The 13,261-nt window shown below is 56.4% G+C and carries 9 protein-coding genes and 4 pseudogenes; 7 read left to right on the plus strand and 6 right to left on the minus strand.

All coding sequences use genetic code 11. The features are described 5' to 3' along the window. The first annotated feature begins 8 nt into the window (after positions 1 to 8). The 6 genes from CBE74_RS13955 (at position 9) to CBE74_RS13980 (ending at position 5,759) form a co-directional block, all read left to right on the plus strand. The gene (locus tag CBE74_RS13955) at positions 9 to 2,024 is read left to right on the plus strand and encodes a fumarate reductase/succinate dehydrogenase flavoprotein subunit (protein ID WP_087453307.1); all 2,016 of its coding nucleotides are present in this window, start codon (positions 9 to 11) and stop codon (positions 2,022 to 2,024) included. After that, entirely contained in the window at positions 2,024 to 2,773 is a 750-nt protein-coding gene (locus CBE74_RS13960; protein WP_087453308.1) for a succinate dehydrogenase/fumarate reductase iron-sulfur subunit, read from the plus strand. The genes CBE74_RS13955 and CBE74_RS13960 overlap by 1 nt, the downstream gene beginning before the upstream one ends. A gap of 59 nt (positions 2,774 to 2,832) precedes the next feature. Next, positions 2,833 to 3,183: a hypothetical protein gene (locus CBE74_RS13965; RefSeq protein ID WP_087453309.1), complete on the plus strand. Its 351-nt coding sequence runs from the start codon at positions 2,833 to 2,835 to the stop codon at positions 3,181 to 3,183. A gap of 336 nt (positions 3,184 to 3,519) precedes the next feature. Then, the gene (locus CBE74_RS13970) at positions 3,520 to 4,827 is read left to right on the plus strand and encodes a DUF445 domain-containing protein (RefSeq protein ID WP_087453310.1); all 1,308 of its coding nucleotides are present in this window, start codon (positions 3,520 to 3,522) and stop codon (positions 4,825 to 4,827) included. Positions 4,828 to 4,889: 62 nt separating this feature from the next. After that, positions 4,890 to 5,180 carry a DUF2516 family protein gene (locus CBE74_RS13975; RefSeq protein ID WP_087453311.1) on the plus strand — a complete coding sequence of 97 codons (291 nt, stop codon included), beginning with the start codon at positions 4,890 to 4,892 and terminating at the stop codon, positions 5,178 to 5,180. A 6-nt stretch (positions 5,181 to 5,186) separates the two neighbouring features. Next, on the plus strand, positions 5,187 to 5,759 hold the full coding sequence (locus CBE74_RS13980; protein WP_087453312.1) for a beta/alpha barrel domain-containing protein: 573 nt from the start codon (positions 5,187 to 5,189) through the stop codon (positions 5,757 to 5,759). On the opposite strand, the pseudogene CBE74_RS13985 reads toward CBE74_RS13980, so the two are convergent. The 6 genes and pseudogenes from CBE74_RS13985 to CBE74_RS14010 all read right to left on the minus strand — a co-directional run bounded on the left by CBE74_RS13985 (position 5,756) and on the right by CBE74_RS14010 (position 12,049). Further along, positions 5,756 to 6,603, minus strand: a pseudogene (locus CBE74_RS13985) (LmeA family phospholipid-binding protein). The gene CBE74_RS13980 and the pseudogene CBE74_RS13985 overlap by 4 nt on opposite strands. Before the next feature lie 90 nt (positions 6,604 to 6,693). Then, on the minus strand, positions 6,694 to 7,563 hold the full coding sequence (gene pflA / locus CBE74_RS13990; RefSeq protein WP_087453314.1) for a pyruvate formate-lyase-activating protein: 870 nt from the start codon (positions 7,561 to 7,563) through the stop codon (positions 6,694 to 6,696). A gap of 182 nt (positions 7,564 to 7,745) precedes the next feature. Beyond that, positions 7,746 to 8,339: pseudogene (gene grcA2 / locus CBE74_RS24735) on the minus strand (autonomous glycyl radical cofactor GrcA2). Then, positions 8,319 to 10,220 (minus strand): annotated as a pseudogene (locus CBE74_RS14000) (pyruvate formate lyase family protein); the annotation flags it as partial. The pseudogenes CBE74_RS14000 and grcA2, both read right to left, overlap by 21 nt. A gap of 474 nt (positions 10,221 to 10,694) precedes the next feature. After that, positions 10,695 to 11,522: pseudogene (locus CBE74_RS14005) on the minus strand (class I SAM-dependent methyltransferase). Positions 11,523 to 11,545: 23 nt separating this feature from the next. Then, positions 11,546 to 12,049 carry a DUF2505 domain-containing protein gene (locus CBE74_RS14010; RefSeq protein ID WP_134316153.1) on the minus strand — a complete coding sequence of 168 codons (504 nt, stop codon included), beginning with the start codon at positions 12,047 to 12,049 and terminating at the stop codon, positions 11,546 to 11,548. A 23-nt stretch (positions 12,050 to 12,072) separates the two neighbouring features. On the opposite strand from CBE74_RS14010, the gene CBE74_RS14015 reads away from it, so the two are divergent. Then, entirely contained in the window at positions 12,073 to 13,212 is a 1,140-nt protein-coding gene (locus CBE74_RS14015) for a UDP-N-acetylmuramate dehydrogenase (protein ID WP_087453317.1), read from the plus strand. Positions 13,213 to 13,261 lie beyond the last annotated feature (49 nt).

Raw genomic sequence — 13,261 nt, forward strand, 5'->3', positions numbered from 1 at the left:
TAATAACAATGAGCATTAACTCTGAAACCGCTACTCGCCCTGAGTTCACCCAGCCAGCCTCCATCGTCGATGGCGTGAAACTGGGCAGCATCCTTGAGTCGAACGAGCCTAAGGGCGTTCCCACCAAGGACATGTGGGAGTACCAAAAAGACCACATGAACCTGGTCTCCCCACTGAACCGTCGTAAGTTCACGGTTCTTGTTGTGGGAACCGGCCTTTCCGGTGGTGGCGCTGCTGCTGCCCTCGGCGAGCTGGGCTACAACGTTAAGGTTTTCACCTACCATGACGCTCCTCGCCGTGCGCACTCCATTGCTGCGCAGGGTGGTGTGAACTCCGCTCGTGGCAAGAAAGTGGATAACGATGGCGCTTACCGCCACGTGAAGGACACCGTGAAGGGTGGCGACTACCGTTGTCGCGAGTCCGATTGTTGGCGCTTGGCATACGAATCCGTACGCGTTATTGATCACATGAACGCCATTGGCGCTCCCTTCGCCCGCGAGTACGGCGGAACCCTGGCTACCCGTTCCTTCGGTGGTGTGCAGGTCTCTCGCACGTACTACACGCGTGGTCAAACAGGCCAGCAGCTTCAGCTCTCCGGAGCAGCTGCGTTGCAGCGTCAGATTGGTCTCGGCACGGTAGAGATCTTCACGCATGCAGACATGCATGACCTGATCCTCACCGAGGAAAACGGCAAGAAAGCCTGCCGCGGTATCGTCACTCGTAACCTGATCACCGGTGAGCTCACCCCTCACACGGGCCACGCAGTCATCTTGGCTACTGGCGGTTACGGCAATGTCTACCACATGTCTACGCTGGCTAAGAACTCCAACGCGTCGGCAATGATGCGTGCGTATGACCTCGGCGCTTACCTCGCTTCTCCGTCTTTCATTCAGTTCCACCCGACCGGCCTTCCGGTCAACTCGGAATGGCAGTCGAAGACGATCCTGATGTCCGAGTCTTTGCGCAACGACGGCCGCATCTGGTCCCCAATCGAGCCCAAAGACGATCGCGACCCCAACACGATCCCTGAAGACGAGCGCGATTACTTCCTTGAGCGCCGTTACCCGGCATTCGGTAACCTCGTGCCTCGCGACGTGGCGTCGCGTGCTATTTCTCAGCAGATCAACAAGGGACTCGGCGTTGGGCCTCTGCACAACTCCGCATACCTCGACTTCCGTGATGCAATTGAGCGTCTTGGTGAGAACACGATCCGCGAGCGCTACTCCAACCTCTTCCAGATGTATGAAGAGGCAATCGGCGAGAACCCGTTCAAGGCTCCGATGCGTATTGCACCGACCTGCCACTTCACCATGGGTGGCTTGTGGACGGACTTCAACGAGATGACCTCCATCGACGGCCTCTTTGCCGCCGGTGAGTGCTCCTGGACCTACCACGGTGCAAACCGTCTGGGTGCTAACTCCTTGCTCTCTGCTTCGGTCGACGGCTGGTTCACCTTGCCGTTTACTATTCCGAACTACTTGGCTAACCACCTTGGAGAGGCCAAGCTTGCTGAGGATGCTCCTGAGGCAGTAACGGCAGTCGCACGAGCTCAGGCTCGTATCGACAAGCTCATGAACATCAAGGGCGACGACCCTCATGGTCCTGAGTACTACCACCGCCAGCTAGGCGATATCCTCTACTTCTCTTGTGGCGTTGCCCGCAACATCGAAGACCTGAAGACCGGTATTGAGAACATCCGGAAGCTCCGTAAGGAATTCTGGGCGAACCTCCGCATTACCGGCGAGGCAGAGGAAATGAACCAGGTTCTTGAGTACGCATGTCGCGTAGCGGACTACATCGACCTCGGCGAGCTCATGTGCGTTGACGCACTCGACCGCGACGAGTCCTGTGGTGCGCACTTCCGTGACGATCACCTCTCTCCTGAAGGTGAAGCTGAGCGTGACGACGACAACTGGTGCTTCGTTTCCGCATGGGAGCCAGGCGCACAGGAAAATGAGTTCATTCGCCATGCTGAGCCGCTCACGTTCGAATCGATCCCGCTGATGACAAGGAACTACAAGTAATGAAACTCCATCTTGAAATTTGGCGTCAGGCCGGTCCTAACAGCGAAGGTCATTTCGAGTCCATCGACGTCGACGACGCCGTAGCACAGATGTCGATCCTTGAGCTTCTGGACCACGTCAACACTGGCTTGGTTGAGGAAGGCAAAGAGCCTTTCGTCTTCGCTTCGGACTGTCGTGAAGGCATCTGTGGCACCTGTGGTCTGCTAGTTAACGGCCGCCCACATGGCCTGGATAAGAACAAGCCTTCCTGCCAGCAGCGTCTTGACCACGTAGCAGATGGCTCGACCCTCAAGATTGAGCCTTTCCGTTCTGCTGCTTACCCGGTGATCAAGGACCTTGCGGTTGACCGCTCGGCTCTTGACCGCGTGATGCAAAAGGGTGGCTACGTTTCCATCAACGCAGGCACGGCCCCTGATGCAGACACCATTTACCAGAACCACGAGAAGGCTGAGCTTGCTCTCGACCACGCTGCATGCATCGGTTGTGGCGCCTGCGTGGCTGCTTGCCCCAACGGCGCAGCACACCTGTTCACCGGAGCAAAGCTTGTGCACCTCGCTCTTATGCCTTTGGGCCGTGAAGAGCGCGGCAAGCGCGCCCGCAATATGATCGATGAGCTTGAGACCAACTTTGGTCACTGCTCGTTGTACGGCGAGTGCGCCGATGTCTGCCCGGCAGACATTCCGCTGTCCGCTGTTGCGGCTATTAACAAGGAGCGGGCCCGCGCTTTCTTCCGCGGTAAGGACGACTAAGCTAAGGTTTAACGCAACGAGCTGACTCACTCACAGGGAAAAATTTAGAAAGGCACATTATGTCTCATTCAGCACCTGCGACGCAGGAGACTGCGGGATACCCAGTTTTCGAGGGGCGCATGCACTACATCGATGGCTACGACCCCGCGAGCCTCTGGGCACCGCATTCGTCGCTACAGCGTACGAGTACGTGGGTGGGCATGGGTGCCATTCTTGTTTCCCTCGCAGGATTCGGTGCGCTGATCTTTGGCTTGGGTGCTGCTTCTGTAGGAAGCCAAGAAGCTTGGGCTACCTACGTGATCATCGGCGCGGTTATAGGTTTTGTTCTGCTCATCGGTGGTTTTGTTCTGATCCACCGTGGGCGTCGCAACTACCGTCAGTATCGCGCTGAAACCGGTCGCATGAACTAATCGTTTCGCGACACCTCCACTCACAAGGCTCCGATATTCCTAAGGGAAATCGGAGCCTTTGTGCGTCCACGATTAGCATCAAGGCTATGAATGACAAAAGGGGAAAGTGTTATGGATACTTATGACGCTGGCTGCGACGCTGATCGGCATTAATTACATAGTGGCCGGGTGGAATGCACTGTAGTCTCCCAGCAAAGTCCGGCCTTACGGACTTAAGCTGCGAGCATCCTCCGAGGCTGTAGCCCAGACAGTTCGCCTCTATACCTGGGGTGTCTTTGGCGTGCTCTGGGCGAACTGGCTACCGACTGGTGTGGGGAGTACGGGATAATGAGTGACATGGCACAACATGCAGCTCCACGCGGACTCGCGGTTCCTGGCCCCTCGCCTGAAGCAGAGGCCGAAAAGCGGCGTGCGCTACGGAAGCACAAGACTATTGCGACGGGATTACTTTTTGTTGCTGCAGCGATTTTTTTGAGCTGTCAGTGGTATACCTCGGTGACTGACCCCACCCCTGCATGGGTGGGCTTTGTTCGGGCTGCTGCTGAGGCCGGAATGGTCGGTGGCTTGGCCGATTGGTTTGCAGTGACTGCCTTGTTCCGATACCCCTTGGGCATCAAGATTCCTCATACGGCGATTGTGCGTCGGAAGAAGGATCAAGTAGGTGTGGCACTGAGCGGGTTTGTGAGCGAGAACTTCCTTAACGCAGAACAAATCACAGAGAAAGTGTCTCAGGCGAATGTGGCGAGTCGCATCGGCGACTGGTTGTCGGAGCCAGCTAACGCTGAGACCGTGTCGCGTGAGGTCGGTGCCTTTACGGCGAAGGCTGTCAAGGCGCTGGATCCTCAGGACGCAGAGGCTGTTATCCGAAAAGCGATCGTGGAAAAGCTCGCGGAGCCGGAGTGGGGCCCACCTCTTGGCAGGCTGTTGCAGCAGCTCAATCAGGGAGGCCAAACGGAACCAATAGTGGATCAACTGGTTTCTTGGCTGCATAAGAAGGCGCTGACGTCGGAAAGCTTAGTCCTCAAGATCCTGGGGGAGCGCGCGCCTTCCTGGGCACCAAAGTTTGTTAATGAGCTGGTGGGCGATCGGGTGTATCGCGAGCTCATTCAGTGGACGGCTGCGGTGGAGCGCGATAAGAATCATGAGGCCCGTCAGGCGATCAGACGCTTCCTAGAGAAATTTGCTGATGATCTGCAGACGGATCCGGTTGTGATTCAGAAGGTGGAAGACGTCAAGCACGATGTGATGGGTTCAGCGCCGGTGCAGGATGCTGCGTCGACGATCTGGGCTAGTGTGTCTAAGAACGTGATCCTTGCTGCGGAAGACGCGGATTCCCTGTTGCGGCAAAAAATCAAAGAGTATGCGTTGGAGTGGGGAAACCGAATTCACGCCGATGATGCGTTGCGTGCAGATCTCGACGCTCGCATCACCAAGACTGCAGCGTTCCTTGCAGACAATTATGCGGATCAGGTGACGTCGATTATTTCAGAGACCATCGAACGCTGGGACGCGGACGAGGCCAGCGACAAGATTGAGTTGATGGTGGGCAAAGACCTGCAATACATTCGTCTTAACGGAACAGTGGTGGGTGCTCTTGCAGGCTTGGCCATCTACACTGTTTCATATTCACTCTTTGGGGTGTAGGCGGGGCCTAAAACGCTGTAGACACCGCTCATCCTCATGCATCTATCCAAGGAATTCTCTTCATGACCTTTGTTTTCCTGATTTTCGGTTACATCGTTGTGGCTGCGGTGTACCTCGCGGTGGCTGCTGCTCTGGTTGGCGCGGGATTAGCCGCTACGACGCGAGCCGATGCTTTTGAAGCCGGAGACCGACAGAACAAGTGGATCTGGGTGGGCCTGCTTGTACTGGCGGCCCTCATGGTTTATCTGAAAGTCCAGTTCCTTTCTTGGGTTGGTCTGGTGATCATCGGATTGTATTGGTTCGATGTTCGCCCTCAGATCAAGAACATCCTTAACGGCAATTACGGCTGGTAAACGGGCATGACGAGCGATAATACGGTGGTGGTCACGCTCCTTGACCCGCTGGCAACCGCCACTGATGTGCAGCAACTTACGGCAAACGCTAGGCAACAGGGGATGGGGATCTGCGTGGAGCCCTCACTCCTGCACGCAATCGACGCCCCAGCCGGCCAGAGGGAGCAGCTTGTGGTCTCTTGGGCGGGATACCCCACGGGTAAGCATCACGTGCTGATTAAGGCGTCTGAGGCTCGGCTCGCGGTGCAATCTGGCGCGACGATGGTGATTTATGTTCCTGATCCAGCTTCGCTTCTCGACGCCACCGGCGCTGCTTTTATCGGCGAGATTGCGGTGGCGCGTGAGACCGTGCCGCACCCTGCCCAGCTCGCAGTGCTTGTCGACGATACCATCCTCCACGATGAGCTACGTGCCCGTGCGCATGCGTGGCTGGCAAAGATAGGCGTGGACGCCGTGGTCTCCTATAGCGTGGGGGCGCATGAGACAGATGGAATTCCCCTATACGTTATATGCGATATAAGCGAAGCCCCCGTGCACAAGGCAGCGGGGGCATACGGAGTCTTGGTCACCGGACTCTAGCGCGCGGGAGCTACGGACTGCTGGTTTTCTCCTTGCCGAGCTCATTGAGGTTGATGTTGTCTCCGACAACCTCGATTTTGACGCCATGGTCTACCACCTCAACGCTTTTAATCATGAGGTTTCCTGCCATGGCACTCGCTTGATCGCGAAGCCCCTTGGTCAGTGCGTCAGAGACCGTGGAGGGCAGCTCAACGCCGAGGAGGCTCGCATTGGTGGCAGTGAAGGACAGGCGGCCGTCGATAGCCTCCGGCTTAAGCGTGAGGTTGGCTGCTCCGCCTGTGATATCGACTTTTACCGTGCCATCTGTGGGATTAGAAGTGATCCCTGTGACCTGAATAAGCTGTTGCAGGAAAGCTCCGGCAAGTGCGCCCAGGTCGTTGCCGGTTCCTTCAGCCGGGGCAGGCTGGCGCGTCTGATTTTCAGCGATGCTCTTTTGCAGTACCGCCAGGAGGTAGTCGTCGGTAAGCGTGGTGCGAAGCGAGAGCGAACCTGCAACCGGGTTATCGGGATCGGCAATATTTAAAGAATCAACGTTAATAAAAGACTGCGGCGTGCCGGTGACCTCTGGGACAACATTGGCATCGCCAGGGTGTTTAATGCTGACCGTTGAAGGCGAGTCAATAGTGACGTGGGGGACGTTGCGAGTCACAGCCGAAAAAAGTAGGGGAGTTGGTCCGAAAGAGATACTGGCCTCTTGACCAGTGGAATTGGAACCCACAGCATCTTTGAGTTGTTTACTGACAGTCCAGCGCAAGCCGAATTCGGCCAGCAGCAAGAGAACCAGAAGAGCAATGATGATTGTGAGGATGAGTTTACTAATGCGAGAACCAATAGTTTTAGACACGGGTTCCAGTGTCGCCTATTTTTCGCAGTATCGCCACTAACGGAAAAGCTGAGGCCCGACTCCTGTGCGAGGAGCCGGGCCGGAGGTTGGCTAAGGAACCAGCAGACCACGAGAACGGAAAACGTTCTTGGTAAACGCAACCGATTCTTCTGTCGGAGGCTTGACGTCCTCGAGGTCATACTGAAGGTTAAGCTCGTGCCACTTGTCTGCGCCCATATTATGGAAGGGAAGCACCTCAACTCGTTCTACGTTGTCTTTCCACTGCTCAACGATGTCCGCCACGTTATTGATGTTTTCCGGGGAGTCGGTAAGCCCTGGGACAAGCACAAAACGAATCCACACGGGCTTGCCCACTGCATGGAGGCGGTTACCAAAATCAATAGTCGGTTGTAGCTCACGGCCAGTGACTCGGTGGTAGGTCTCCTCGTCGCCTGCTTTGACGTCGAGAAGCACAAGATCAATGTTTGTTAAGTCTTCGTCGCTGAGGCGAGCTCCCAGATAACCCGAGGTATCTATGGTGGTATGAATTCCTGCGTCGTGCGTCTCTTTGAGCACTCGGCGGGTGAAGGCTATTTGGAAGAGGGGCTCGCCGCCGGAGATAGTAAGCCCGCCGCCGGAAGCTTTGAAGACCCTGCGATAGCGCTTGATCTTCTTAACGATATCTTCCACCCGTTCGAGCGTCCCCGCCTTCATCTGCATAGTGTCAGGATTATGGCAGTACAAGCAGCGCAGGGGACAACCCGCCATGAACATGGTCATGCGAGTACCGGGCCCGTCGACGGCGGTGACTAGCTCCCATGAATGCACCAGGGCGATGTCGCCGGTGCGCCGGGCTTCGATCAGCTCCTTATGGGAAACATCCTCAAGCTCAAGATCTGTTCCGATGCCTGCGGCCGTGCCGCGAAGACGCGGGTCATCTGAGCGTTCGACCGTAACGGTGGAGTTAATTCCATCGGCCATGAGGATTCCTTTCGATCGCGACGTACGCGGGGCGGTAGATCTGCGAGGGGCTAAAACTAAGGGTGGTTGGTAGGCCAGTCGCTGTCACTGAAGTACAACAAAAATCTGGGCAAAAGTATGCCACCGTCTCAAGCGAACTCGAGGCGGTGGCAGCTAAAGATGCACGCTGAGCGCGCTACTCCTTATGCGGAGTGGTGGAAGGTGCGCGAGAGAACGTCGAGCTGCTGCTCACGGGTGAGCTTGACAAAGTTCACGGCGTAGCCGGAGACGCGAACGGTGAGGTTCGGGTACTTGTCAGGGTTCTCCATGGCATCCTCAAGGGTCTTCTGATCGAGGACGTTGATGTTTGCGTGGTACAGACCTGCGTTTGCGTTGTTCTGGTCACGCTGGGTCTTCATGTCGTTGAGGCGCTCTTCAAAGGTCTTAGAAGACATAAGTTTCTCCGATTTCTTGTGGGAATGAATTGTTAGGGATGGAGCGAAGGCTTAGTCTTCGTCCATGATGAATCCGGCATCGAGGATGCCGACCAGGTTCTTGACCTGCTCATCAGCTGTGCGGCCAAGGCCGGAAGGAGTGATGGTGTTGGTCAAGGAGATGCCGTCGAGAGCATCCTGGTAGTCCAGCTTGCCCACAGAGAGCATGGAAGCGACCATACCGTGGGTATCCGCACCGTTCTCTGGGTTTGCACCAGGGCTGAACGGAGTACCAGCCTTGTGGCCGGATGGGAACGCGCCGGTTGCCTTGCCGTAGACCACGTTTGAGGTGATCGTGAGCACCGACTGGGTCGGGATGGCATCGCGGTAGAGCGGGATTTCCTTGATCTTGGACATCACCGTGTGGACGATGGTTGCGGCGATGTCGTCGACGCGGTCGTCGTCGTTACCGTAGCGAGGGAAGTCGCCTTCGGTGATGTAATCAACGATCAATCCGGTCTCATCGCGCACAGGAGTGACTGTTGCGTGCTTGATGGCAGAGAGAGAATCGGCGACGATAGCCAGACCTGCGATGCCACAGCCCATGGTGCGGATGATGTTGGAGTCATGCAGCGCCATCTCGATGGACTCGTAGGCGTAGCGGTCGTGGCAGAAGTGGATGATGTTGAGTGCCTCAACGTAGGTGCCGACGACCCAGTCGAGCATGTTCTCGTACTTTTCCCAGACCTCATCGAAGTCCAAGGGGCCATCGCCCTCGATGGGAGCGAACAGTCCGGGCTCGGTGATCTGCTTGCCGGAGACCTCGTCGCGGCCGCCGTTAATAGCGTAGAGCAGCGACTTTGCGCTGTTCACGCGGGCGCCGAAGAACTGCATCTGCTTGCCGATAGCCATCGGGGACACGCAGCAAGCGATGGCGGCGTCGTCGCCCCACTGATCGCGAATCTGCTTGTCGGACTCGTACTGAATGGACGAGGTCTCGATGGAGATTGCGGCGCAGAAGTCCTTGTAGCCCTCGGGTAGCTCGGGATCCCAGAAGATGGTGATGTTTGGCTCTGGTGCAGGACCCAGGTTACGAAGAGTCTGCAGCAGGCGGAAGGAGGTCTTGGTGACCATCGAACGGCCGTCTTCTGCAAAGCCAGCGTCGGACCAGGTTGCCCAGTAAGGATCGCCGGAGAAGATCTGATCGTAATCGATGGTGCGCAAGAAGCGGACGATGCGCAGTTTGATGACGAGGGCGTCGATCATTTCCTGAGCGTCTTCCTCAGTGATGAGGCCTGCGGCGAGATCGCGCTCAAAGTAGATGTCCAAGAATGCGGAGAGGCGGCCGATGGACATTGCGGCACCATCTTGGGACTTAACGGATGCTAGGTAAGCAAAGTACGTCCACTGAACAGCCTCTTGAGCGGTCTTGGCCGGGCGAGAGATGTCAAAGCCATAGGAAGCTGCCATGATCTTCAGCTTCTTCAGAGCTTTGATCTGCTCGGAGTGCTCTTCACGGTAGCGTGCCCAGTGCTCGGAGAAGTGCTCGGTTGCCACCGAGTCCTTGGCGCGATTCTTTTCCTCGATGAGGAAATCAACGCCGTAGAGTGCTACACGACGATAATCGCCGATGATGCGGCCGCGACCGTATGCGTCGGGCAGGCCGGTGATGATGTGAGCGGAACGAGCTGCACGGATACGAGGCGTGTAAATGTCAAAGACTGCCTCGTTGTGGGTCTTGCGGTACTTGGTGAAGATGCTCTTAATATCTTCGTTTGCTTCCTTGCCCGCTTCTTTAATAGCGGTCTCGACCATGCGCCAACCACCGAAAGGCATCATTGCGCGCTTCAGTGGAACGTCTGTCTGCAGGCCAACGATGACGTTATCGTCTTCGGAGATGTAGCCAGCAGGGAACGCGTCGATGTCAGCAGGAGTATCGGTGTCTACGTCGAAAACGCGCTTCTTGCGCTCTACGGAAAGGTAGTTCTTTTCCAGTGTGTCCCATACGCGGAGTGTTTTCTCCGTGGGGCCTGCCAAGAAGCTGGCGTCGTCATCGTAGGGGGTGTAGTTGCGCTGAATGAAGTCGCGAACATCGATGTCTTCCTGCCATGGGCCGGCTGCAAAGCCTTCCCAAGCAGACACGTTCGTTTCTTGTTGGGCGGTGGTCATCGAGAAAGTGCCCTCTCTAAATCGAGTTGCTGTGATCCCTGCGGGTTCGGGGATACAGAGATTCCTAGATGGCATAGCCGCTAGTTTTTACTCGGTCCTAGGTTCGTACGTCGGGGCTGAGCTATTTTTGACGGCTTTTGCCATGAACAAATTCGAGTGTAGTAATAGTGACCCATCTCTGCATAAACAGAAAGGGGTGAGTTATCTCACTTAGATTCGTTTTTACTTGTGGCTCACAACGGCGTAAATGGGGTTTGGGGTTGTGTGATTGTGTCTGACCTCGTCCGTGTAGAAAACGGTGAAAACCTGTACACTTACCGGAAATAATGGGCCGCTAGCTGCTTGGATTGTGGTCGGTAAAGGTGAAAGCGGGCTGCGACATGCGGTGTTTATATGTGTTTGATCAGCTTTTGGTCGAACCTATTTACTCAATTGGAAAATGCAATGAAAATAGATGAAAAACCGTTTTGGCTGGAATCACAGGGAAAAGGCCGTGACAATCACGAGGCGCTAATGTACGTGCGAACTTCTTAGCGGTTCGGTGGGGAATCAGCGCTGCACTGGGTCTACAAGAGACCATGGGACAGTCAGGAGGCTGTCGCGCACGGGGCGACGAATAGGCATCATGGGGATGCCTTGCTCCGCGAGGGAAGCGCGGGCAGCTCTCCAGCGCACGCGGGGTCCATAGGATGCCCATGGGGCGCTGTGGTTCCAGGCGGCGTCGGCAAGCGAAAGTAGCTGGTGAATCTTCTCGCCGGGAACGTTTCGGTGAATGAGGGCTTTGGGAAGGCGCTCTGCGATGTCGGAGGGGCGTTCTACGTCGAAGGGATCTCACGCAAGGGTGAGTGATAGCGGGCCTGAGTGATTAAGTAATACCCATGTTGAGCGCCGGCCGAGTTCGTCGCATGTGCCCTCGATGAAGAATCCGCCTGGCTGGAGTCGCGAGGTAACCATGTTCTATGCGTCGTGCACTTGGTCTACGTCATACTGGCGTAAAACGTTGAAAGCTCGCACGATCGTGGGCTGATAACCCGCTAGCTCAAAACCCCCGAGCTCAAAGGTAACTCCATCACGCGGAGGCAGAACCCGCTCCGGATCGATTTCTAGCCCTGTGACCTGTGTAGTAGGGCGTATTGTGCGCAACCAACGGGCCCAGTCTACCGTGGTGGTAGAACTCGCCCCATAGTCCACATCCAGGGCCAGTGGGGTTTCGGCTCTGCGCAGTGCCGCCCGTATATCTGGGTGATGCGCCATCCACCTATCGCACCTGCGGAGGCGATTGAATCCTGTTGTCCCACGGGTGATTACGCCGACAGGACGTGACAAAGGCCGACCGTGCCCAAAGGAAGTTCGGAGATTATGGGCATGGTCGGCCATCGGTCAAATGTTAAAAAATCGAGTTAGAGGTTCTCGGAGATCCACTGTGCGGTGAGGTTGCCTTCATTTTGGAAGAGCTCGCCGAGGGCCTCGCCAACCTTGGGCTCGATGGCTGCACCCATGAACGGGATGTTCACGGTGACCTCGTTGGCATAGGACAGCGTGGTGGATTGACCAGCGCCGGTCAGAGCAATCTCGCCCTTGAAATCTACAGGGGTGCCTTTTACGTCGGCGGTGTAGCTGATGGGGGCGGAGTCGCCGTTGAGGCCGCCGACAGTCACTACACGCTTAACCTTCAATGCCTGGCTGATCATCGCACGAACAGCTTCGGGGAGCACCTCAAGGGGGAGCACCTCAAAGAGCGTTACTACGGCGCCGCCGTTGGCGTCTGCGAACTCGTGAACCTGACCTGGTTCGGGGCTCAGGTTTTCCACGACGAACGCCCAGTAATCGGGGTTAGTCAGGGCTGCATGCACCTTTTCAGCTGGCTGATTGATGGTGACAGTGTTCTCGCTACGCGTTGTCATGCGTACAGACTACCCTTAAAGGGGTGACGGATACATCGCTGACCCAAACATTCGCCGAAATTCGACCCGAGATCGAGCGCCATGCCGATACTCGCATCGAGTCTCTTGCCTTCTCCGAACTCACCACTTTCCATCTCGGCGGCACGCCTATCGCCGCTGTTCATTGCGGCTCACGTGAGGCTGTGGCGCATGTGGTGAGGCTTCTCGACGCCCACCGCATCCCCCTTCTCATCGTTGGTGGAGGGTCTAATCTGGTGATCGCTGATGGCGATATTCCGGTCGTCGCTGTGATCGTAGAATGCGAAGAGATTTCTGCAGATATGCACACTGGGCGTCTTGTAGTAGATGCTGGCGCGGTGTGGGACGACGTCGTCGCGTTTGCTGTCGACGCAGGGCTCGGAGGCATCGAATGTCTTTCCGGAATCCCCGGCTCTGCGGGAGCGACCCCCGTGCAAAATGTTGGGGCATATGGTGCAGAAATAGCAGATGTCCTGGTAAGCGTTGAGCTTTTGGATCGTGGCACTGGTGAGGTCTCCGAGGTTCCGGCTGCGGAATTAGAGCTGGCATATAGGTACTCCAACTTGAAGTTCACGGGCCGGGCCGTAGTGCTGGGCATCACGCTGCAGCTATCCTTGGACGGGCTTTCTGCGCCTTTGCGCTTTGGGGAATTAGCGCGCCTCTTGGGCGTAGCGGCCCCTGGCGAGGAAGCGATTCGCTGGAATGTGCGGGAAGTAAGAGAAGCCGTTGTGCAGCTGCGCCGGGGGAAAGGAATGGTCTATGACCCCGATGACCACGACACGTGGTCTGCCGGATCGTTTTTTACCAACCCGATTGTCAGCGATGCACTCTTGGAAACGGTGCGGACTCGGATGGCGGAGCTGTGCGAACCAGAGGATGCGGCCGCCATGCCGTGCTACCCGATGGGCCCCGGCGCATGGAAGCTTTCTGCGGCCTGGCTGATAGATAGGGCTGGATATAAGAAGGGCTACCCCGAAGGCGCGCCTGCTCGTCTTTCCACTAAACACACCCTGGCTCTGACCAACCGGGGCAACGCAACCACAACAGATCTGGTGGCGTTGGCACATGATATTTGCGACGGTGTCCAAAAAACTTTTGGAGTGGCTTTGGAGCCTGAGCCGGTGTGGATTGGCGTCGAATTTTAGATCGAATATGAGTGGGTGAATAAGCAAGACCCTGCATTTCCATAGACGT

Origin of the sequence: Corynebacterium silvaticum, assembly GCF_002162115.2 — a bacterium.
GTDB lineage: Bacteria > Actinomycetota > Actinomycetes > Mycobacteriales > Mycobacteriaceae > Corynebacterium > Corynebacterium silvaticum.

Bases quoted from the DNA above. Each gene is read 5' to 3' on its own strand.
- CBE74_RS13975 (WP_087453311.1), top strand. From the start codon at position 4,890: ATGACCTTTGTTTTCCTGATTTTCGGTTACATCGTTGTGGCTGCGGTG.
- pflA (WP_087453314.1), bottom strand. From the start codon at position 7,563: ATGGCCGATGGAATTAACTCCACCGTTACGGTCGAACGCTCAGATGAC.
- CBE74_RS13955 (WP_087453307.1), top strand. From the start codon at position 9: ATGAGCATTAACTCTGAAACCGCTACTCGCCCTGAGTTCACCCAGCCA.
- CBE74_RS13970 (WP_087453310.1), top strand. From the start codon at position 3,520: ATGGCACAACATGCAGCTCCACGCGGACTCGCGGTTCCTGGCCCCTCG.
- CBE74_RS13965 (WP_087453309.1), top strand. From the start codon at position 2,833: ATGTCTCATTCAGCACCTGCGACGCAGGAGACTGCGGGATACCCAGTT.
- CBE74_RS14010 (WP_134316153.1), bottom strand. From the start codon at position 12,049: ATGACAACGCGTAGCGAGAACACTGTCACCATCAATCAGCCAGCTGAA.
- CBE74_RS13980 (WP_087453312.1), top strand. From the start codon at position 5,187: ATGACGAGCGATAATACGGTGGTGGTCACGCTCCTTGACCCGCTGGCA.
- CBE74_RS13960 (WP_087453308.1), top strand. From the start codon at position 2,024: ATGAAACTCCATCTTGAAATTTGGCGTCAGGCCGGTCCTAACAGCGAA.